General features: G+C 71.3%; 20 protein-coding genes and 5 pseudogenes. 12 read left to right on the top strand and 13 right to left on the bottom strand.

The annotated features are described in order from the left end of the window. The first annotated feature begins 87 nt into the window (after positions 1-87). Positions 88-1,110: an aldo/keto reductase gene (locus tag ACZ7OH_RS29735; protein WP_470283827.1), complete on the top strand. Its 1,023-nt coding sequence runs from the start codon at positions 88-90 to the stop codon at positions 1,108-1,110. A 28-nt stretch (positions 1,111-1,138) separates the two neighbouring features. Here the strand turns inward: ACZ7OH_RS29735 and ACZ7OH_RS29730 are convergent. Continuing rightward, positions 1,139-1,493 (bottom strand): annotated as a pseudogene (locus ACZ7OH_RS29730) (heme-binding protein). 86 nt (positions 1,494-1,579) lie between these two features. On the opposite strand from ACZ7OH_RS29730, the gene ACZ7OH_RS29725 reads away from it, so the two are divergent. Next, complete coding sequence (locus ACZ7OH_RS29725) at positions 1,580-2,218, top strand: alpha/beta fold hydrolase (protein ID WP_470283826.1); 639 nt, start codon at positions 1,580-1,582, stop codon at positions 2,216-2,218. On the opposite strand, the gene ACZ7OH_RS29720 is transcribed toward ACZ7OH_RS29725, so the two are convergent. Continuing rightward, complete coding sequence (locus ACZ7OH_RS29720; RefSeq protein WP_020641977.1) at positions 2,137-2,493, bottom strand: VOC family protein; 357 nt, start codon at positions 2,491-2,493, stop codon at positions 2,137-2,139. The genes ACZ7OH_RS29725 and ACZ7OH_RS29720 overlap by 82 nt on opposite strands. Positions 2,494-2,621: 128 nt before the next feature. On the opposite strand from ACZ7OH_RS29720, the pseudogene ACZ7OH_RS29715 reads away from it, so the two are divergent. Next, positions 2,622-4,144: pseudogene (locus ACZ7OH_RS29715) on the top strand (IS1634 family transposase). Here the strand turns inward: ACZ7OH_RS29715 and ACZ7OH_RS29710 are convergent. Both ACZ7OH_RS29710 and ACZ7OH_RS29705 read right to left on the bottom strand, forming a co-directional pair. Beyond that, a complete protein-coding gene (locus ACZ7OH_RS29710; RefSeq protein ID WP_470283825.1) occupies positions 4,088-4,489 on the bottom strand; it encodes an SDR family oxidoreductase in 402 nt (133 codons plus the stop codon). The pseudogene ACZ7OH_RS29715 and the gene ACZ7OH_RS29710 sit on opposite strands and share 57 nt — an antisense overlap. Positions 4,490-4,511: 22 nt before the next feature. Continuing rightward, positions 4,512-4,760: pseudogene (locus tag ACZ7OH_RS29705) on the bottom strand (SDR family NAD(P)-dependent oxidoreductase); the annotation flags it as partial. 117 nt (positions 4,761-4,877) lie between these two features. Between ACZ7OH_RS29705 and ACZ7OH_RS29700 the strand changes: the two are divergent. The 3 genes from ACZ7OH_RS29700 (at position 4,878) to ACZ7OH_RS29690 (ending at position 7,013) form a co-directional block, all read left to right on the top strand. Continuing rightward, the gene (locus ACZ7OH_RS29700) at positions 4,878-5,081 is read left to right on the top strand and encodes a winged helix-turn-helix transcriptional regulator (protein WP_470283824.1); all 204 of its coding nucleotides are present in this window, start codon (positions 4,878-4,880) and stop codon (positions 5,079-5,081) included. A gap of 163 nt (positions 5,082-5,244) precedes the next feature. Beyond that, a complete protein-coding gene (locus tag ACZ7OH_RS29695) occupies positions 5,245-6,048 on the top strand; it encodes an SDR family oxidoreductase (RefSeq protein ID WP_470283823.1) in 804 nt (267 codons plus the stop codon). A gap of 74 nt (positions 6,049-6,122) precedes the next feature. Continuing rightward, positions 6,123-7,013, top strand: coding sequence for a helix-turn-helix transcriptional regulator (locus ACZ7OH_RS29690; RefSeq protein WP_470283822.1), 891 nt, complete (start codon positions 6,123-6,125; stop codon positions 7,011-7,013). A 7-nt stretch (positions 7,014-7,020) separates the two neighbouring features. On the opposite strand, the pseudogene ACZ7OH_RS29685 reads toward ACZ7OH_RS29690, so the two are convergent. Together ACZ7OH_RS29685 and ACZ7OH_RS29680 are read right to left on the bottom strand one after the other, a co-directional pair. After that, a pseudogene (locus ACZ7OH_RS29685) lies at positions 7,021-7,452 on the bottom strand (acetamidase/formamidase family protein); the annotation flags it as partial. Between the two features lie 431 nt (positions 7,453-7,883). Continuing rightward, entirely contained in the window at positions 7,884-8,192 is a 309-nt protein-coding gene (locus tag ACZ7OH_RS29680) for an NIPSNAP family protein (RefSeq protein ID WP_470283821.1), read from the bottom strand. Between the two features lie 378 nt (positions 8,193-8,570). On the opposite strand from ACZ7OH_RS29680, the pseudogene ACZ7OH_RS29675 reads away from it, so the two are divergent. Next, positions 8,571-8,843: pseudogene (locus tag ACZ7OH_RS29675) on the top strand (LysR substrate-binding domain-containing protein); the annotation flags it as partial. Positions 8,844-8,991: 148 nt separating this feature from the next. On the opposite strand, the gene ACZ7OH_RS29670 reads toward ACZ7OH_RS29675, so the two are convergent. Beyond that, complete coding sequence (locus ACZ7OH_RS29670; RefSeq protein ID WP_470283820.1) at positions 8,992-9,942, bottom strand: NADP-dependent oxidoreductase; 951 nt, start codon at positions 9,940-9,942, stop codon at positions 8,992-8,994. A 131-nt stretch (positions 9,943-10,073) separates the two neighbouring features. Between ACZ7OH_RS29670 and ACZ7OH_RS29665 the strand changes: the two genes are divergently transcribed. Continuing rightward, positions 10,074-10,931: a helix-turn-helix transcriptional regulator gene (locus ACZ7OH_RS29665; protein WP_470283819.1), complete on the top strand. Its 858-nt coding sequence runs from the start codon at positions 10,074-10,076 to the stop codon at positions 10,929-10,931. 239 nt (positions 10,932-11,170) lie between these two features. Here ACZ7OH_RS29665 and ACZ7OH_RS29660 read toward each other — a convergent pair whose 3' ends face one another. After that, the gene (locus tag ACZ7OH_RS29660; RefSeq protein WP_470283818.1) at positions 11,171-12,040 is read right to left on the bottom strand and encodes an aminoglycoside phosphotransferase family protein; all 870 of its coding nucleotides are present in this window, start codon (positions 12,038-12,040) and stop codon (positions 11,171-11,173) included. A 68-nt stretch (positions 12,041-12,108) separates the two neighbouring features. Next, a complete protein-coding gene (locus ACZ7OH_RS29655; RefSeq protein ID WP_470283817.1) occupies positions 12,109-12,861 on the bottom strand; it encodes an IclR family transcriptional regulator in 753 nt (250 codons plus the stop codon). A gap of 103 nt (positions 12,862-12,964) precedes the next feature. On the opposite strand from ACZ7OH_RS29655, the gene ACZ7OH_RS29650 reads away from it, so the two are divergent. Then, positions 12,965-13,900: a PDR/VanB family oxidoreductase gene (locus ACZ7OH_RS29650; protein ID WP_470283816.1), complete on the top strand. Its 936-nt coding sequence runs from the start codon at positions 12,965-12,967 to the stop codon at positions 13,898-13,900. Positions 13,901-13,917: 17 nt separating this feature from the next. After that, positions 13,918-15,117, top strand: a complete 1,200-nt coding sequence (locus ACZ7OH_RS29645; protein WP_470283815.1) for a cytochrome P450 — start codon at positions 13,918-13,920, stop codon at positions 15,115-15,117. Here ACZ7OH_RS29645 and ACZ7OH_RS29640 read toward each other — a convergent pair. Then, positions 15,101-16,054 (bottom strand): amidohydrolase family protein, encoded by a 954-nt coding sequence (locus ACZ7OH_RS29640; RefSeq protein ID WP_470283814.1) that lies wholly within the window; start codon positions 16,052-16,054, stop codon positions 15,101-15,103. The two genes, ACZ7OH_RS29645 and ACZ7OH_RS29640, sit on opposite strands and share 17 nt — an antisense overlap. A gap of 57 nt (positions 16,055-16,111) precedes the next feature. Here ACZ7OH_RS29640 and ACZ7OH_RS29635 point away from each other — a divergent pair, with 57 nt between their 5' ends. Next, on the top strand, positions 16,112-16,588 hold the full coding sequence (locus ACZ7OH_RS29635; protein WP_470283813.1) for a MarR family winged helix-turn-helix transcriptional regulator: 477 nt from the start codon (positions 16,112-16,114) through the stop codon (positions 16,586-16,588). A gap of 19 nt (positions 16,589-16,607) precedes the next feature. On the opposite strand, the gene ACZ7OH_RS29630 is transcribed toward ACZ7OH_RS29635, so the two are convergent. Next, positions 16,608-17,153, bottom strand: a complete 546-nt coding sequence (locus ACZ7OH_RS29630) for a TetR/AcrR family transcriptional regulator (RefSeq protein WP_470283812.1) — start codon at positions 17,151-17,153, stop codon at positions 16,608-16,610. A gap of 115 nt (positions 17,154-17,268) precedes the next feature. Here ACZ7OH_RS29630 and ACZ7OH_RS29625 point away from each other — a divergent pair, with 115 nt between their 5' ends. Then, positions 17,269-18,183 carry an alpha/beta fold hydrolase gene (locus ACZ7OH_RS29625; RefSeq protein ID WP_470283811.1) on the top strand — a complete coding sequence of 305 codons (915 nt, stop codon included), beginning with the start codon at positions 17,269-17,271 and terminating at the stop codon, positions 18,181-18,183. Here the strand turns inward: ACZ7OH_RS29625 and ACZ7OH_RS29620 are convergent. Both ACZ7OH_RS29620 and ACZ7OH_RS29615 read right to left on the bottom strand, forming a co-directional pair. Further along, on the bottom strand, positions 18,155-18,355 hold the full coding sequence (locus ACZ7OH_RS29620; RefSeq protein WP_470283810.1) for a hypothetical protein: 201 nt from the start codon (positions 18,353-18,355) through the stop codon (positions 18,155-18,157). The two genes, ACZ7OH_RS29625 and ACZ7OH_RS29620, sit on opposite strands and share 29 nt — an antisense overlap. 16 nt (positions 18,356-18,371) lie before the next feature. After that, on the bottom strand, positions 18,372-20,294 hold the full coding sequence (locus ACZ7OH_RS29615; protein WP_470283809.1) for a BTAD domain-containing putative transcriptional regulator: 1,923 nt from the start codon (positions 20,292-20,294) through the stop codon (positions 18,372-18,374). Positions 20,295-20,319 lie beyond the last annotated feature (25 nt).

Here is a 20,319-nt window from a genome sequence, read left to right as displayed (position 1 = left end):
GTCTTTCCGTATAGTTCCGGAATAGGTTTCCACTTACGGTCAGCGTACGCCATCCGCGCCGGCCGGCACCTCGGCGGGAGAGAACCCATGCACTACCGCACCCTCGGCCGGACCGGGATCAAGGTCAGCCCGTACGCGCTCGGCGCGATGATGTTCGCGACGTCCTTCGGCAACCCCGACCCGGACGACTCCGCGCGCATGATCCACAAGGCACTGGACGCGGGCATCAACTTCATCGACACCGCCGACGCCTACGGCGACTCCGAAGAGGTCGTCGGCAAAGCGTTGCGAGGCCGCCGCGACGACGTCGTGCTCGCCACCAAGTTCGGCCGCCAGGTCGGCGACGACCCGCACCACCAAGGCGCGTCCCGGCGCTGGATCGTCACCGCCGTCGAGAACTCGTTGCGGCGCCTGGGGGTCGACCACATCGACCTCTACCAGCTGCACCGCACCGATCCCGCGACGGACGTCGAGGAAACGCTTTCCGCGCTGACCGACCTGCTCCGCACCGGCAAGGTCCGCGCGATCGGCACGTCCCAGAGCCTCGCGTCCGACCTCGTCGAGGCCCAGTGGGTCGCCGAACGGCGCGGCCTGGCGCGGTTCCGCACCGAGCAGGCGGCCTACTCCCTCCTCAACCGCGGTGTCGAACGCGAAGTGCTGCCGCTGGCCCAGCGCTTCGGCATGGGCACGCTGATCTGGGGCCCGCTCGGCCAGGGCCTGCTCACCGGGCGCGTCCGCAAGGGCGAGCGGACCGACCTGCGCCGGGCCCACCTGCTCAAGCACCTCACCGACGAACGCCGGCTCGACGTCGTCGAGCAGCTCGTTCCGCTGGCCGCCGAAGCGGGTCTGCCGATGACCCACCTCGCGATGGCCTTCGTCATCGCCCACCCCGGCGTCACCAGCGCACTGCTCGGCCCGCGGACCATGCCGCAGCTCGACGACCTGCTGGCCGGCCTCGAGGTCCGGCTCACCGACGACGTCCTGGACCGCATCGACGAAATCGTGCCGCCCGGAACGAACGTCGGCGCGCTGGACCAGAACTACCAGCCGCCGGCGGTGCACGACCCGGACCTGCGCCGCCGCCCGCTCGCCGAACGCGCCGCGGCCTAGCTCCCCGCGCGGGCCGACGCGGCGGGAACTACGGCGAATCGGGAAGCCGTCCCACCACCGCGGCGACAGCGGCTTCGACGACGGCGAGATCCTGCTCCCCGCTGCCGCCACTCGCACCGATACCCCCGACGACCACGCCGTCCTCGACGATCGGCACCCCGCCCTTGCCGAGCACCACCCGGCCGCCCGAACGCCGCGGCCGTGTACGCCTTCCTGATCGCCACCTCCGTGAGCGGGAACGGCGTGCCGTCGGCGCGGGCGAAGGCCACCAGCGCCCCGCCGCCGTCGACCACCGCGATCGCCATCGGCACGCCGGAAGCAGCCGCTTCGGCGCGGGCTGCCCGCACCAGCGCGAGGGCGACCTCGCACCGCACTCCCGTCATGACGCACTCCTCGTCAGTCCACCGTCCACATAGGTCGTCGTGCCCGTCAGACCTGACTTGGCTCAAGATCGCTGATCTTGGGTAGGGTGCTGGCTGTTGAGCTGCGGTTTCGTCGTGTGAACGGCGAAAATCTGCGCACTAAGCGGCCGGTTCTAGAGGTCTGCCCATCGCTTCCCGGTTACGGCTTCAGCGACAAGCCGGCCGCGCCGGGGTGGGGGATCGAGCGGATATCCGACGCGTGGTGCGAGCTGATGGCCCGGCTCGGCTACCGGCGGTTCGGCGCCCAGGGCAGCGACTGGGGCACCAGCATCGGTCAACGGCAAGCCGATCGGGTCGCCGGCATCCATCTCATGCCGCCGCTCGCACCGCCCGATCCGGCCACGTTGGACGACCTCACCGGTGCCGAGCGGGCGGCGCTCGCGACACTGCGGGAGGCGGACGAATGGGGCTCCGGATACTCGGCGCAGCAGTCGACCCGGCCGCAGACGGTCGGCTACGGGCTGGTCGACTCGCCGGCCGCCCTCTGCGCCTGGATCGTCGAGAAGTTCTGGTCGTGGACCGACTCCGGTGGCGACCTGCATCGGGTTATTACCCAGGATGAGCTGCTCGACAACCTGATGCTCTACTGGCTGCCCGGCACCGGTCACCCGTACTCGGTAAGCGGCTGGCTAAAGATCAACAAGTGCCCATCAGGTGTCCGTACGTTGAAGTCGCGCATCCCGTAGGGCCGGTCAGCCAGTGGCTCGACGATGTCGGCGCCGCGGGCGCGCAGCTCGTCGTGGCAGGAATCGACGTCGTCGACGACAACCGTCACCCTGGCCGGGCCGACGCTGCTTTCGGCGTACAGGTGGAACTCGGCGGTGTCGCGGATCACGGCCGCGTAGCTAGGTGGGGTCTCCCAGGTGAATATGGTGTCGAATCCGAGCGCGTCCGTGAAGTACGACCGCGCTGCCTGCACATCTCGGCACGGCAGCACGGGAACCGCCACCCGCATGACCATTCCGTCACCTTACCTGACTTTGGCTCAAGATCGCTGATCTTGGGTAGGGTGCTGGCTGTTGAACTGCGGTTTCGTCGTGTAGAAGGCGAAAATCTGCGCACTAAGCGGCCGGTTCTAGGCTGTCTCTCGTGGCGTATGTGCGCACGGTGAAGACGGCGTCGGGGGCCAGGGCGGTGCAGATCGTGCACTCCTCGCGTCGCGGGTCGCGGGACATCGAGCACATCGGCTCGGCGCATGACGATGCGGCGTTGGAGGCGCTCAAGGCGGTGGCGAGGCAGCGTCTGGCTGTGGGGCAGCCCGAGCTCGACTTTGGCCCGGACTTCGCGGCGTTGCAGGCCGGCAGTGGTGCTGGTGGTGGGCCGCTTGCGATCACGTCGTCGCGGATGGGGTACCTGTGGGACGCGCTCGGCCACGCCTACCAGCTGTTGGGGTTCGAGGAGGCCGCTGGTGGTGACGAGGTGTTCCGTTTACTGGTACTGGCACGGATCGTCGAGCCGACCAGCAAGCTGGACAGTCTGCGGGTGGTCGAGGAGGCAGGTTTCGACCCGTCGGCGTACGCGACCCTCAAGCGGCGTCTGCCCGCGTTCGCGAAAGAGTCCTGGCGGCAGAAGTTGGCCGCGGCGTGCGCCCGCACCGCTGATCTGGGGCCGGCGTCACTGGTCCTCTACGATGTGTCCACCTTGTACTTCGAGACCGATGCCGGGGACGGGTTCCGTGAGCCCGGGTTCTCCAAAGAACGCCGCCTGGAGCCGCAGATCACGATCGGGCTGCTCACCGACGCAAGCGGGTTTCCGTTGATGGTTAACGCGTTCGAGGGCAACCGGGGCGAGACCACTACGATGCTGCCGACCGTCCGTGCGTTCATGGATGCCCACCAGCTGGCTGATGTCACGGTCGTGGCCGACGCTGGCATGATCTCTGCGGCCAACCAGCAGGCCATCGAGGCCGCGGGGTTGTCGTTCATCCTCGGCGCGCGGATACCCGACGTGCCGTACGTGGTCCAGGCGTGGCGCCACGAGCACCCGGATGAGCAGATCCCCGACGGGCACATCTTCACCCAGCCCTGGCCTGCCGGCCCCAAGGACCAGCGCCGCGACCAGATCATCTACTACCAGTACCGGGCGGACCGGGCTCGGCGCACCCTGCACGGCATCGACGAACAGGTCGCCAAGGCCGAGCAGGCCGTCGCCGGCAAGACCGGGTCAAACGCAACCGGTTCATCCAGCTCACCGGCGCCACCAAGAGTGTCAACCGGACCCTGGAAGCCAAGGCACGCGCCCTTGCCGGCCTCAAAGGCTACGTCACCAACCTCCCGGACGTCACCGCCGAGTTCGTGATCGACGCCTACCACCGACTGTTCCACATCGAGAAGTCGTTCCGAATGTCTAAACACGACCTACGTGCGCGGCCGATCTACCACCACAAGCGCGAGTCGATCGACGCGCACCTGACGGTCGTGTTCGCCGCCCTGGCCGTCAGCAGGTGGATCGAGCGGACCACCGGCTGGTCGATCAAGAAGTTCGTGCGCACCACCCGCCGCTACCGCACCATCAACATCCAGGCCGGCGAGCACACCCTCACCGCCGTCGACCCGCTACCCGACGACCTCCGCGATGCCCTCACCCGCATCCACGACCGCGGTGCGCACTAATTTGAGCCAAGTCAGGACATAGGTCGTCGTGCCCGTCAGATAAGCGGCCCGGGGCGAGGCCAGGAACGCGGCGACGTCGGCGAACTCCCGGACGGTTCCCCAGCGCCGCAACGGGATCTCTTCGGCGAGCCGGGGCGGCACCCCGTCCGGGAACACGACGTCCCGGCGCTCGGTCGCCAGGGTCTTCAGATACCCGTGGATCCCGGGACGGACGGCGTTGGACGCGGCCATCCCCGGAGTCGGCTCGCGGACGCCGTTCGTCGTGATCGCCAGGATCCGCCCGCTCGAACTCCGGCGCAGGTGCGGGACGGCGGCCTGAACGAGCCGGACGAGCGGCAGCAACACCAGGGTGGACGCTGTTCCACAGCACGATGTCCAGCCCGCCGAACCGCTCCACCGTCTCCGCGACGACTCGCGCGGGCTCGGCGGGCAAGCTCAGGTCCGCGGCCACCGCGTGGGCACCGATCCTGGCGGCGTGCGAGGCCAGCACGTCACCGCGCCGGGCGGTCATGACGACGTCGGCGCCCTCGCCGGCCAGGACTTCCGCGATCCCCAGCTCCATCCCGGACGACGAGCCGCTGACGAGCGCGACCTTGCCTTTCAGCTCCAAATCCACCGCGACGCTCCTTCAACCCTGGTCATGCGGGCGAAGGTATCGTCGGGAGATCGGTATCTTCAACGAAACCGGGAGGAGCCAGGCGATGGGCGCCGCGCACGACTCGCTGGCCGCTCGGTGCCCGAGCTGGGCCGTGCTCAACCTGATCGGCGCGCGTCCGACGGGCTCGTCGACCGCGTCGAGACGCCGTCGGTGACGCCCCCGAAGGTGGAGTACTCGCTCACCCCGCTGGGCCGTTCGCTGTTCGAGGTGCTGATCCCCGTGCGGGACTGGGCCGAGCGGCACGCCGGCGACACGGCTGCCGGACGGCGAACTGCTTGAACGCCTGACGCGAGCAACCGCGTGAGAACCGGCACGGCGCAAGGGGCCGCGCCGGAGTGAGGCTCTCGCAGTACCTGTATCGCCAGGATCTCCCGGAAGTCCAGGACGCCTGTCAGTCTCGTCGAGACGGTACATGCCTCCACGACAGAAGGAACGAAAACCAATGGCGGACAACCAGTTCACCGCCCACGCAGATCTTTTCGATCTGAGTGGGAAGTACGCACTCGTCACCGGCGGCACCAGGGGAATTGGCATGATGATCGCGCGCGGCCTTCTGCAGGCGGGCGCCCGCGTCATCGTCAGCTCACGCAAGGCAGACGCGTGCGAAGAGGCGCAGAAACTGCTTTCCGAATTCGGTGACGTCCAAGCATTCCCCGCCGACCTGTCCCATCATGACGAGTGTCAGCGCCTCGCTGATCTTGTCCAGCTCGACTCGGACCGCTTGGACATCCTCGTCAACAATGCGGGAGCGATGTGGCGCGAGCCGCTGGAGACGTTCCCGGACGAGGCCTGGGACTCGGTGATCGACCTCAACCTCAAGTCGCCGTTCTGGCTCGTGCAGGCACTGCTCCCCGCACTTCGCCGGGCGGGCACCGCCGATGATCCCGCGCGGATCATCAACATCGGCAGTATCGCCGCCATCCACGTCGCCGAGGCGCCCAACTACTCGTACGCCAGCAGCAAAGCGGCACTCCACCAGCTCACCCGAGTGCTTGCCCGGGAACTGGGCCCACAGCACATCACGGTGAACGCGGTGGCCCCAGGACCGTTCCCGTCGCAGATGATGGCGGCCACGCTCGACGCCATCGGCGACAAGATCGCGGCGAAGGCGCCTTTGCGCCGGCTCGGCCGCGATGACGACATGGCCGGCGTCGCGGTGTTCCTCGCCAGCCGGGCCGGGTCGTACCTCACGGGCACCATCATCCCGAGCGACGGCGGTATCGCCACCACCGCAACAGGTACCTAGGGCGCGTGCCGCGACAGCCATCGGGGTACCAGCAGAACCTCCCTCCGTCTGCGGACAGCGCCTATGGTGAAAAGGTGGCCATGATCGATCTACGCACCGAGATCAAGGAGTTCCTGACCTCGCGGCGCGCGCGGATCACGCCTGAGCAGGCCGGACTGCCCGCCTACGGCGGCAGCCGCCGGGTCAAAGGTCTGCGTCGCGAGGAGGTGGCTCTGCTGGCAGGGGTATCCGTCGACTACTACGTGCGGATGGAGCGCGGCAGCCTCACCGGCGCGTCCGACGGGGTGCTCGACGCGTTGGCCTCTGCCCTGCAACTCGACGAGGCCGAGCGCGATCACCTGTTCCACCTCGCGCGGCAGTCAAGGGCGCCCGGCGGTCCACGCCGCCGGCGACCCGCCGGGACGGTGCGTCCGGCGCTCCAGCAGGTGCTCGACGCCATCACCGACGCGCCGGCTTGGATTTGCAACGGCCGCTATGACGTCCTGGCCACGAATCACCTCGCCCGCGCGCTGTATTCACCGGTGCTGGCCGACCCGAGACGGCGGGCGAACACCGCGCGGTTCGTGTACCTGGATCCCGAAGCGGCGGAAACGTTCTTCGTCGACTATGACCGAATCGCCTGCGATGTGGCCGCGAAGCTGCGCATGGAAGCCGGCCGCAATCCGCACGACGAAGAATTGATCGCCCTGGTCGGTGAATTGTCGACCCGCAGTGAGCTGTTTCGGCAGCGGTGGGCCTCTCAGGACGTTCGGCTCCACCGGTCCGGACGCAAGCGCCTGCACCATCCGGTAGTGGGCCGGCTCGACCTGGACGTCGAGTCGATGGAGCTGCCTGCCGAACCCGGCCTGCTCCTGAACGTCTACACGGCGCCTGCCGGCACGGCGACCGCGGACGGTCTGACCCTGTTGGCGTCGTGGGCGGCCGGCCAGGAGGGGCTGGCGACCGGGATTCAAGCACGCGGCTGACACGCGGTCAGCGGATCGCGCCGCGCGGGAGGACTGCGTGCACGCCCCACGTTTCGTTGGCGACCTGGGTGATCCGCAGGTCGACGACCGGCGAGGCGAGCGCCAGGGCGGTCGGCCGGTCCAGGCCGTGCAGGCGCTGCAGCCAGGTCACCATGGCGTCCAGCGCGTCGGCCGTCGCCTCGTTGAGGTCGGTACCGAAGCCGAAGGTGACCCGGCCTTCCGGGGTTTCGGCGTGGATGCCCGGGACCGCCGCGTCCGCGGCCAGGGTGAGGGTCACCTCGGTGGTCATCGGGCATTCGATCGCCGTCCCGCCGACCTCGCCGTGGCCCTGCGCCGCGTGGCCGTCGCCCAGGTGCAGCAGCGCGTCCGGGACGGTCAGCGGCAGGAACAGCGTCGACCCGGCGACGAGGTCGCGGCAGTCGAGGTTGCCGCCGCCGGCCGGGCGCGACGGCGACGGTGTGCCCGAGGTTGTTGGTGGCGGTCTCGGGCCCGATGTCCCACGTCAACCACGCGCCGGGGCCGCCGGCCACCCCGAGCCGGCGGTTGAGCGCGTTGTCCTTCGTCCCCGCCGCGGTCCAGCCCCAGTCCCCGGGCGTGATCGACGTGAAGTGCACGCCCAGGACCATGCCGGGCTCGGCGCCGCGCACCGCGATCGGCCCGGTCAGGCAGTGGCCGCGCCGGTCCGGGAACATCGTGGGGCCCTGCACCCGCCGGTCCAGGTAGCCGGCGGCGTCGAGCGAGCCGACCACGATGGAGTCCCCGGGTCGACCGTGAGCACGGGCGGGGTGGCCCGGTCGAAGACCTCCACTGTGGACTCGCGCGTCGCGGGAAGCTGGTGCTCGGCCAAGGGTTTCCTTTCCGACGTCGGGCTCAGCGCAGCGCCGACCCGGCGGTCGGCAGCAGGCGGATCGTGGCCGCCGGGTCGCTCGTCAGCGCCGAAACGGTGGCAGCCAGCGCGGCGCACCGGGGATCTTGGTGGACGGCGTCCAGGATACGTTCGCGATCGGCGTCGTCTTCGAAGCGCCTGATCCAGACGACGGTGTCGGCGGCCCCCGTGAACGAGCCCACCACCTGCATCCCGTGTTCTCGGTGCAGTGGGATGACGGACTCGTCCAGGTAGCGGGCCAGTTCGGCGCCGCGGCCCGGCCGGGCATGCTCGGTGCGGATCTCGTAGAACATCGGCGGTGCTCCTCAGGTTCGGGGTCGTCGAAGACCGCCAGCGCGTTGGCCCACAAGCCCAGCCCCGCCCCGGCCGGCCGCCCGCTGCGGTGCAACGCGATTCGTTCGTCGTCCGCCGTCGACGCTAAGGACGTCAACCGGTTAACTCCAGTGCAAGGTTGGTACGGACTGATTCCACCTGTGATAATCGGCGGGTAGATTGCGATCTGAGCCTCATCGAGGCGCTGGACGCACTGCTCACCGAGAGCAGCGTGACGAAGGCGGCGGCGCGCGTTCGACGATCCGCTGCTCGTGCGGGCCCGGGCGTGACCTCGTGCCGACCCCTCGGGCGCTGGAGTCCACTCGGAAACGCTCGTCACCGAAACGCCGGTCGGCGCGATCCGGCCGGAACACCCGCTGGCGAAGGCGAAGACTGTCACCCCGAAGAGGTTCGCCGCGGCCGACCACATCGTCGTGTCGCGCCGGGGCCGCGCCCACGGCCCGATCGACGAGCGGCCCGCCGAACTGGGCCTGAGCCGCCGGGTGATCGCCGTGCTGCCGAGCTTCGCGGGGGCGCTGCACCTGGCCCGGGCCACCGACGTCGTCTGCGTCACGCCCGCCAGGCTGGGTCGCTCGATGCTGGAGACGCTGGGGCTGCGGACGTTCCCGATCCCCGTGGCGTTGCCGGATGTGGTGCTCGGCATGGCCTGGCATCCCGCAACCACCACGACCGGACGCACGCACTGCTGCGCGAGCGCACCCGCCGGATCATGGCCCTGGCCGCGGGCTCGGCGTGATTGCGGCACCGCCCACACGACCTTCATCCGGAGACGGCGATTACGTGCTTGCCCAGCACACCGCCGCGTTCGAAGGCCTCGTGCGCCGCGGCGATGTCGGCCAGCGGGTACACGCGGTGCACCACCGGGCGAAGCGCGCCGGCCGTGACGTGGTCGGCCAGCTCGTCCAGCACCGCGGAACCGGGGTTGGCGCTGAACGTGCGGATGCGCCGGGAGCCGTGGATGCTCGACGCCGCGATCGCGGCCAAGGCGGGAGCCGAGAGCCCGACGGTGACCATCCGGCCGCCCTTGGCCAGCCTGCCGCGGTAGCAGTGCAGCTCGGAGCCGACCGTGTCGACGATGACGTCGAACGGCCCGATCTCCTCGGGGGTGGTGGTGCCGTAGTCGAGGACCTCGTCGGCTCCGAGGTCACGCAGGACCGCGGCGTGGCGGTCGCGGGCCAGCGCGGTGACGTGGCCACCCATCGCGTGGGCCAGCTGCACCACCGCGGTGCCCACGCCGCCGGCCGCGCCCCGGACCAGGACCCGCTCGCCCTCGGTCAGCCGGACGCTGTCGCGCAGCGCGATCAGCGCGGTGCTGCCCGCGACGACCAGGGAGGCCGCCTCGACCGCCGAAACACCCACCGGCGCGGGACTGATGCGGTCGGCGGGAACCACGACGTACTCGGCTGCTCCGGCGACGGTGTGCCGTTGCCGGGGGTGCACCATGCCCCACACCCGGTCCCCGGCCTGGTAGCCCTCGACGCCGGCGCCGGCCGTGACGACGACACCGGCGAAGTCCAGGCCGACCCCGATCGGGAACTTCCGGCCCGACACCATCTTGACCCCGCCGACGCGGACGATGGCGTCGTGTCCGTTCACGCTGGACGCCTCGACCGCCACCAGGACCTCGCCGGCACCGGGGGAGGGGCGGTCGGTTTCGGTGACTCGCAGGACGTCCGGTGCTCCGAAGCTGGTGATCTGTGCGGCTTTCATGTCGGGTTTCCTCCCGTGGTCGGCTGGTGTGCCGCCGATCCTGGGGCCTGCCCAGGGAAACTCGGTCGTTCGCGTTGTCCTGGGTCTGGCGGACCCACCTTCGCCGGGCGCGTCCCGGGCATACTGGGCCGGTGACCGACGACCCCCGCCGCGCATTGGCCGAGTTCCTGCGGACCCGGCGAACCCGGGTGCGGCCGCAGGACGTCGGCTTGGAGCCGGGCCCGCGGCGACGCGTCGCCGGGCTGCGCCGCGAAGAACTGGCCATGCTGGCCGGGGTGAGCTCGGACTACTACCAGCGCATGGAGCAGGGCCGCGACGTGCGGCCCTCCGGCCAGGTCCTCGACGCGATCGCCGGCGCGCTGAACTTCTCCGCCGAGGAGACCCGGCACCTGCACGGCCTCGCGGCCGCCGCGCGCACCCCGGCCCGCCCCGCACGCGCGTACCCGCCGGAGGAAGTACCGGAGACCACGCTGCGGCTGCTGGCCGCGACGACCTCGCCCGCCCTGGTCGTCGGGCGTTTCCTGGACGTGCTGGCCTGGAACCCGCTGGCCGGTGCGTTGCTGGGCGCGTTCACCGACCTGCCGCGGGCCGAGCGGAACCTGCTGGCGATGTTGCTGCACCCCGACGCCGACCAGGCCTGCCCGGAACGGTCGGCCACCGTCGCCGAGCTGACCGCCATGCTGCGGACTCAGGTCGCCACCGAGCCGGGGCACCCGCGCGCGGTGGAGCTGGTGGGTGAGCTGGCGGTGCGCAGTGCGGAGTTCGCGACGCTGTGGGCCCGCCACGACGTCGAGGACACGACCCGCGGCCGGATGCGCGTCCAGCACCCGCTGGTCGGGGAACTGAATCTGGACTGGGACGCCTACCCGATGCCGGGCGCGCCGGGGCCCGTGCTCATCGTCTACACCGCCGAGCCGGGCAGCGCAGACGACGAACGACTTCAACTGCTGCGCACTGCTCAGCTCAGCGACAGGGCGAATTCGACGTAAGGCCCGGTTGCTTGGGAGCCGGCGGCCCACCGGCCGGGTTTCTCCTGGCGGACGAACGCTTCCTGGTGGGCGGGCTCCGTGCGCAGGGTCAGATCGGGGAACCCGGCCGCGATCTCGGCGGCCCGGTCCTCGGGGACCGGCCAGCACGATTCCACCGGCCGTCGCGGCGCCCGGTCACGACCACTGTGGGGCTTCCCCGAAGGTGAAGGTCAACCCTCGGCGAGCCGGCGGATGTGAGATCACCGGGCCAGGGCGAGGAGTTCGTCGATTGCTTGCTCCGGACCGTCGTAGGTGAGATAGGCGATGGCGAACATCGGAGCGATCACCCGGCTCCAGGCGTAGAGCCGGTCACCGTCGAGGCCGCACGCGGTCGCCACCCGCCGGCAGCGGACCTCGACGCCCTCGTGTCCGGCGCCGGCCACCGCGTAGTCGACGGCGTCGAAGCAGGGATCGCCGATGCAGGCCTTGGGATCGATCGCGACCAGACCGCGTGACGGGCCGCCGTCGAGGACGTTGCCGAGGTGCAGATCGCCGTGCAGCAACACGACCCGGGCCTGGGTGTCCAGCAGCGCCTCGCAGCGTTCGATCGCCCGTCGCCACGTGGCCTGGTCGATCCGGGCGGCGATGGCCGGCTCGGCCAGCCGCCGGCCGATCCGGGCGAACGCTTCCTCACACCGGCCGCGCAGATTCCACGGCCAGCGCGCGGGCGGGGCCACCGCGTGCAGCGCGGCTAGCAGCTCTGCCCACTGCTGCGGCAACGACGTCTGCGGAAGGTCACCGGCCTCGGTGCCGGGCCGGACCTCTTCCAGCACCATCGCGCCCGCCTCGGCGTCCGCGCACAACACCGCCGGCACCCGGCCAGAGGACGCGAACACGCGCAGCATCTCCACCTGTCTGGTCAGCAGGGCCCGATCCGGACTGAGCTTGAGCACCGCCGGCGTTCCGTCCGGCCAGTGACATCGCAGGACGACCGAGGACGCTCCACTCTGGAACAGTTCACCGAGCACGAGGCCCCACCGGGCGGCCAGCCGCGCGGCGAGGGCCGGAACCTCGTCGAGCCACCCTGCGGCGTCGGGACCCAACCGGGCGCCAGCCTCTTCGATGTCCACCCGGGCAGTCTTGCAGCCGGTCGGCCACGGGCTTGCGCGGCTGTTCCTGGACGACCGCACCGGTTGGGTCAGCGGCGCCCGGACAACGTCCGCGTCACCCCGCGCGCCGCGGCCAACAGGGCGGGGATGCCGGCGTGGGCGTGGTCGTCGTTGGGGACGATGATCGAGAGCGCCGCGACGACGTCGTTGAGCGCGTCTCGGACGGGGACCGCGATGCCGGTCGCGTCCTCGTGGACGTGTCCGGGCAGCAGCGCGTAGCCCTGCTTCCGGACCGCTGCCCAGGCCCGCTCCAGCTGGTCCGCGGTCGTGATCGTCGCCGCGGTGCGACGCCGCATCGGGCGTCGCAGCACGCGCTCGCGGATCTCGGCGGGTGCGTAGGCCAGCAGCACGTGCCCGCTCGAGGAGAGGTGCACCGGCAGCCGCCCGGCGATCTGGGAGTAGTTGATCACCGCGTCGCGAGCCGAGAGCCGTTCCACGAACAGCACGTCGTCGCCGTCGAGGACGGCGAGCTGGGCGTGGTGGCCGACGACCGCGTGCAGATCCTCCAGGTACGGCATCGCCGCGTCCCGCAGTGACGACGTGGGGGAGGCCCGGGCGGCGAGCTCCCACAGCCGGACGCCGACCCGGACCTCGCGGCCGGGACCGCGGGCCAGCAGCCCGTGCGCGCTCAGTTCGGCGATCAGCCGGGAGGCGGTGGCGATGTGCAGGCCGGTGCGCCGCGCGATCTCGGAGACGGTCAAGGACGTCTCGTCGGCGGTGAACGCGGCGATGATCCGCGCCGCCCGGGCGATCGACGACTCGCCGGTGGGTGCCCGTGCCATGCCCCGAGTATCGCCGCCGCCGGTTCTCTCGTCCATTGAGAGTTCGTTCGCGGCCCGCGTGGGTGTCGGCGATGGTCGTCAAGCACGTCGAGGAGGGTCAACGATGAATGCTTCCTTGCAGGTCCGGAGCAAGCACGTGGTGGCGGACGGGGTGGTGACGCTCGAGCTGGCCGCGGCCGGCGGTGGCCGGCTGAAGGACTGGACACCCGGCGCGCACGTCGACCTGGTGCTGCCGAACGGGCTGACCCGGCAGTACTCCCTGTGCGGCGACCGCTGGGACCCCGGGCGGTACCGGATCGGGGTCCTGCGCGAGCCCGGCGGACGGGGCGGCTCGGCGTACGTGCACGACGAGCTGGACGTCGGCGACGAGGTCGGCGTGGGCGGCCCGCGGAACAACTTCCCGCTGGTGCCGTCGCCGGAGTACCTGTTCGTCGCCGGCGGCATCGGGATCACGCCGCTGCTGCCGATGGTGCACCAGGCCGAGCTGCTCGGCGCACGGTGGCGGCTGCTCTACGGCGGCCGGAGCCGCGCGGCGATGGCGTTCCTGGGCGACCTGGATGCTTACGGCGACCGCGTCCTGGTTCGTCCCCAGGACGAGCACGGCCTGCTCGACCTGGCCGGCTTCCTCGGTGATCCGCGGCCGGATGTGAAGATCTACGCCTGTGGCCCGGAGCCGATGCTGGCCGCGATCGAGCAGGTCTGCGCGGCGTGGCCGGCGCACACGCTGCGCACCGAGCGGTTCGCCGCCGGCCCGGGAGAAGCGGCCCGGACCACGCCCTTCGAGGTCGAGCTGGCCCGCAGCGGCGTCAGCGTCACCGTGCCGGCCGGGACCAGCGTGCTCGACGCCGTCGCCGAAGCGGGCGTCGAGGTCCTTTCATCCTGCCGCCAGGGCACGTGCGGCACCTGCGAGACCACGGTGCTCGCGGGACGCCCCGAACACCGCGACGCGATCCTCGAAGATCACGAACGCGCCGCGGACGACTGCATGTTCGTCTGCGTGTCCCGCTCCCTGTCCGACCGCCTCGTCCTCGACCTGTGACCCTCCGGAGGTCTCGCATGACCACGCTCGAAACTCCTTGCCCGGTCCACGACGGCGACCCGTTCAGCCACGCCGTGCTGGAGGACCCCCTCCCACTGCACGCTCAGCTCCGCGACGCCGGTCCGGTCGTCTACCTGTCCCGCTACGACGTCTACGCCGTCGCCCGCTACGAGCAGGTGCACGCCGCGCTCACCGACTGGCAGCGGTTCCAGTCCGCGGCCGGCGTCGGTTTGGCGAACTTCCGGACCGAGAAGCCCTGGCGGCCGCCGAGCCTGCTGCTGGAGGCCGACCCACCCCGCCACGACGCGCCTCGCCGCGTCCTCAGCAAGGTCCTCGGCCCGCGCGCGCTGCGGCGCCTGCGCGAGCGGTGGACCGCCGACGCGGGAGTGCTGGTCGACCAGGTTCTGGCTGGGGGCTCGCGGTTCGACGCCGCCCAGGCGCTGGCCCACGCGTTCCCGCTGCGCGTGTTCCCCGACGCGGTCGGTCTTCCGCCGGATGGACGCGAAAACCTGCTGCCCTACGGTGACCACGCCTTCAACGCCTTCGGCCCGGACAACGACCTCGTGGCCAAGGGAGCGCCGCGAGTGGGGGAGCTGTCGGACGGGGTGAGCCGCCGATGCCGGCGGGAAGTCCTTGCGCCCCAGGGGTTCGGCGCCGACGTCTGGGCCGCCGCCGACAGCGGGGACATCACCCCCGAGCAGGCACCGCTGATCGTGCGGTCCCTGCTGACCGCGGGCGTCGACACCACTGTGCACGCGCTTTCCGCCGTACTGCACGCCTTTGCCACGCACCCCGGGCAGTGGCAGCGCCTGCGGGAGGACCCGGGCTTGGCCCGGGTGGCGTTCGACGAGGCCGTCCGCTGGGAGTCGCCGGTGCAGACGTTCTTCCGCACGACGACCACGGACGTGCGGATTGGAGACGTCCTCGTACCCCAAGGAAACAAGGTGCTGATGTTCCTGGCCGCGGCGAACCGGGACCCCCGTCGCTGGAACGACCCGGACGCGTTCGATCTCGCGCGCGATCCTTCCGGTCACGTCGGCTTCGGCATGGGCCTGCATCAGTGCGTCGGCCAGCACGTCGCCCGCCTCGAAGCCGAGGCGCTGCTCACCGCGCTCGTCGGACGGGTTCGGCTGATCGAGCTGGACGGCCGACCGCGACGCCACCACAACAACACCCTCAGAGCGTGGGGCTCGTTGCCCGTCAGGGTCGTGCGGTGACCCGATTCCGGGCGAGCCGGGGGAACAGGGCTTCGGCGGCCGTGCGGTCGACGTCGGGGAAGCGGTCGGCGCCCGGGCCCTCGTAGGTGGTGAGGTTCCGGTCGAACTCCTCGCGCCACGCCCCCGGCGCGAACGGGAAGTCGCTGCCGTAGAGGACGTGGCCTGGTTCGGCGAAGGCGTAGAGGGACGGCAGCGCCGTCGGGGTGGCGGACAGCGCCGTGTCGAAGTAGAACTTCCGCAGCCCGGCCAGGATGCCGTCCGGGGTGGTACCGGGGTTGAACATCGCCGCGCCGGTGAAGCGGTGCGCGGCGAAGGGCAGGAAGCCGCCGGCGTGCGAGAGGATGATCCGCAGGTCGGGGTACCGGTCGAACACACCGTGGGCCACCAGGTCGAGCGCGGCGCGCGTGGTGTCGAAGGGGAAGTCCAGCAGTGGGCTCGGCAGGCCGTCGAGCCGCGCGATCGGCGGCTCGGCCGGGTGCACGAACACCACGGTGCGGCGGGCGGCCAGTTCCGTCCACAGTGGCTCGTAGGCCGGGTCGCCCAGGTAGTGGCCGTGGGCGTTGGACAGCAGGACGACGCCGTCGGCGTGCAGGTCGTCGAGCGCGCGCACGGCTTCGGCGACGGCGCCGTCGAAGTCCGGCAGCGGCAGCACGGCGAAGTGCCCGAACCGGTCTGGCGTGTCCTTGACCAGTTCCGCCTGGAAGTCGTTGATTTCGCGGGCCAGGTCGCGGGCCGCGGCGTCGTCGCCGAAGTGGACGCCGGGTGCGCTGATCGACAGCACCCCGGTGGCGATTCCCGCGCCGTCCATCATCGCGGTCGCGGCGGCCGGGCTCCACGAGGGCATCGGCCAGCCGCCGGCGGTTTCGCCACTGTCCTCGAGCGCCTTCAGGTAGCGGGAGGGGAGCAGGTGCTGGTGCACGTCGATTCGACCGCTCACGGTGTCTAGCCTCCTAATAACTAGGTTGCTAACTATTGTTCTGCTAGCCTAGCTCCCATGAGGACGACCGGCAACCATCCGCCCACGGCCGCGGAGGTCGACGAGCTCGTGCAGGCGGCCGACGCGGTGTTCTTCGCGATGCGGAAGGCCCGGTCAGCGGGGGCGGACCGGGACGGCGGGCTGTCGCTGCCGCAGGTCACGATGCTCGAGCCGCTGGTCGCCGAGCCGGAGCTGCCGGTCGGCCGGCTCGCCGCGGCCGCGGACGTGTCGATTCCGACGGCGACCCGGATGCTCCAGCAGCTGGAGTCCGCCGGAGTGGTGGTGCGCCGGCGCTCGGCCGAGGACGAGCGCAAGGTACTGGTCGCGTTGACGGCGGACGGCGGTGAGCGGCTGACCCGGTTGCTCACCCGCCGCCGGGAACGCCAGGCGGAGGCGTTCACCGTGTTCACGTCCGAGGAGCGCGCGCAGCTCGTGGCTCTGCTCCGGAAGCTCGCACCGGTCATCGACGTCGACCTCGGCGCCCGGAACTACTGAGCGTTTGCCTGGCGATTTCCTAGCGCAACGCCTGGGAAATCGCGCCCAGGCTGACGTCGACGATCGTGCGGAGCTGCTCCGGACTCGCCCCGGCCCGGCTCATCACGGCCAGCGACTGGTTGACCGCCGCAAGGTGAACGGCGAAGGCGTCGGCCCGCTTCACGGCCTTCAAAGCCCTCCGCAGCCGCGCATGCTGAAAGCCGAGAGCTTCGGTCGCGCGCGCGGCGATGGCTGGGCTCAGGACCGGTGTCGCCATCGCGGTCTGGGCGATCAGGCACCCGTCCGGCAGGTCGGGGTCGGCGATCCGGTTCAGGGTGACGTCGAAGAACTCCCGTATCGCCCGCAGTGGCTCGTCGGACGCGCCAGAAAGCGCCTGGTCGTACCGTTCCCCGTAGCGCGTGGCGTAGCGGTCCAGGCAGCGCAGGTAGAGCGACTCCTTGTCGCCGAGCGAAGAGTAGATGGAACTGCGGTTCAACCCGGTCGCCCGGGAGAGGTCGTCGAGCGACGTGTCGGCGTACCCGGCTCGCCAGAACTGGACCATCGCCGCGTCGAGCACGACGTCCACATCGAACTGCTTCTTCCCGGCCATCGCGCCGGCCACCTCGCTTCTGCGTCAAGCCGCTGTGACAAGCCCATCCTATCTTGAACCGAACAGTTCAAGATGATTTAGGGTGGGTGACATGACCGAAAATTCGATCTCCGGGTTGCCGCTGCACGACCTCGCGGGGTTCACCCACCGCTGGGTCGACGCGGAAGGCGTCCGGCTCCACGCCGTGGAGGGTGGTCAGCCGACCGGTCCGGCCGTCGTCCTGCTCGCCGGTTTCCCGCAGACCTGGTGGGCCTGGCGCAAAGCGATGCCCGGCCTCGCCGGGCGATTCCGCGTGATCGCGATCGACCTGCCGGGCCAAGGCCACTCCGCCCGCCCTCACGACAGCTACGACACGCACACCGTCGCCTCGCGCGTCCAGGCCGCGGTGACCGCGCTCGACGTGCCGAAGTACTGGCTCGCTGCCCACGACGTCGGCGCCTGGGTCGCTTTCTCGCTGGCCCTGAAGTACGAAGAGCGCCTGCACGGCCTCGCCCTGCTCGACGCGGGCATCCCCGGCATCACCCTCCCGGACGCGGTCCCCACGGATCCCGGCCGGGCGTGGAAGACCTGGCACTTCGCGTTCCACGTCGTCCCTGAGCTGCCCGAGACGCTGCTCGCCGGTCGTGAGCGCGAGTACGTCGAATGGTTCCTGACGGCCAAGACCTTGTCCCCGAACACGTTCGACAGCACCGAGATCGACCACTACGCCGCCGCCATCGCGGCCGAGGGAGGTCTCCGAGCGTCTCTCGCGTATTACCGCGACGCCGCGGAATCCGCGCGCAAGAACCTGGACGCACTCGGCCGGCAGCACTTGAGCGTCCCGGTCCTGGGCGTCTCGGGTTCCCACGGTTCGATCCCCGACATGGCCGCTTCCCTCGGCCCCTGGACGGACAACGCGACGGGCGTCGTCATCCCGCAGGCCGGGCACTTCATTCCCGACGAACAACCCGACGCGGTCGTGCACGCGTTGACCGCGTTCATCGATCACGCACGCGGGAGGGCTTGAGCAGCAGCGCCAAGGCGGCGGTGATCAGGCTGACGACGGCGAGGACGTCGAAGGCGACGCGGTAACCGTCCACAATGGCCGCGTCCCCGCCGCCGCGGTCGGTGACGGTGACACTGCACACCTGTGCCGAGTCCGGCGCGATCCACGTCCGCCGGCTGACCGGGGTTACCACCAGTCGCTGCCGAGGCTCACGTCCACGACGACCGGCTTGCGTCCGCCAGGTACCGGGCCACCGGGCCCAGGGTCAGCATGCCGCTGGCGGCGCCGGCGTCTTCGCCCTGAGCGTCACGCAGGGCGGCGGTGGCCCGCGCGGCGGCTTCGCGGTCGCGGAGGCGTACGGCGGTGTGGGCGGTCAGGCACCACATCGCCTCCTGCAGGTGGTCGTGGGGTGGCTCCGGCGCCGCGGCCAGGGCCGTGCGGGCGTCCTCGGCACGGTCTTGGGCGAGCAGCACGTGGGGACGTGCCCAGGGCAGGTACGGCCCCCAGTCCAGGTGCCGGTCGGTGGGTGCGGGCCGGTCGTGCAGCAGACGCAGTCCCAGCAGGGCGAGCGGGAACAGGCCGCGGTGCAGTCCGGGCATTCCGGCGGAACGCAGGGCCTCCTCGGCGGCGCGGTACTGCGCCGCGGCCGTGGCGGGGGCCGGTCCGTTCGGCTCGGTGCTGCGGGTGGCGGTGACCCGGGCCCGGAACCAGGCGGTGAGGACCTCGACGAGGGGAGCCTCGGTGGTGGCGGCGAGCTGTTCGGCTGCCGCCGCGTGTGCGGCCGCGGTGTCCAGGTCTCCCAGGGCTGAGGCGGATTGCAGGCGGACGAGCCGGCCGAGGACCGCGAAGTTCGGCAGGTCGTGCCGGGTCGCCAGGTCGAGGATCTCGGTGCCGATCCCGTCTCGCGTTGCCGCGAGCCCGGGGCGGGTGAAGGACTGCAGGAACACGCCGTTGAGCGCGAACACCAGCAGTGCGGGGTCGCCCAGTTCTCGGGCCAGCGCCTCGGCTTGGTGCGCGGCCTGCCGGGCGCGGCTCAGCTCGCTCGCGTCCAGGCCGGCGGTGCGGCTCTCGACGGCGATCGTGGCCAGCAGCCGCGCCCGGAGGTCGGCGGGCTCGTCCGGGCCGAGCCGGCTGAGCGTGCGTTCGGCGGCGGTGACGACCGCCCGGGACTGCCCGGGGTCGTCGGCGCGGCTCCAGATGGCGGGCACGTCGTAGGCGCCGATGATCCGGGCGGTCAGGCGCAGGTCCCCGGTGCGTTCGGCGGCGTGGATCGCGGCCAGGCGGTCACGCCGGGAGTGGACGAGCGCGTCGCCGCCGGCCAGCGCGAGCGTGCGGGCGAGGTCCACGGTCGTGCGCGGGCCGAGCCGGACCGCCGGGGCAGTCCACGCGTCCGGCGTGCCGGGCCCGGTCAGGATGTCGGTCTCCAGGCGTTGCAGTTCGGGGCCGGGATCGAGGCCGAGCTGGCCGACGAGCATCGTGCGGGCGCGGCGGAGGGTCGACAGTGCGTCGGACTGACGGCCCGCGCGGTGCAAGGCGCGGGCCAGCAGTCCCCAGGCCGGTTCTCGCCACGGGTGTTCGGTGACGTGAGCGCCGAGTTCGGCGACGAGGTCCGCGCCTTCTCCGGCGTCGAGGAGGATGCGCGCGCGTAGTTCCAGTGCCGCCAGGCGAAGTTCCTCCAGCCGGGTCCGTTCGCGGTGCGCCCACGGGGAATCCGGTACGTCGGCGTAGGCGGGGCCGCGCCAGGCGGCGAGCGCTGCGCTGAGGTCGGTCACGGCGCCGGGGGAGTGGCGGGCTTGGGCGAGCGCGTCTTCGAACCGGTGGACGTCGACGTCTTCGCGGGGCAGCCGCAGTGCGTAGCCGGGGCCTTCGGTGACGATCACCCGCGGCGGGGTGCGGGGTGACCGGTCGGGTTCCAGGGCGCGGCGCAGCGCGGCGACGAACGTCCGCAGCGCGCCGACCGCGCGTGCCGGTGGCTCGGCCCAGAGGTCGTCGACGAAGGTGTCGGTCGTGACCAGCCGCCCCTCGGCGGCGACGAGGCGGGCGAGCACCTCGCGGTGGCGGGGACCGCCCAGGCCGACAGGGCTGCCGTCGTCGTCCAGGGCCCGCACGGCACCGAGCACGTCGATTCGCATGCCCCCATCATCGGTGCCGGTGGCC

The organism is Amycolatopsis sp. NPDC114478 (assembly GCF_055633805.1).
Note: the sequence above shows the minus strand (reverse complement) of the source record. Positions and strands in the feature narration are given on the sequence as shown.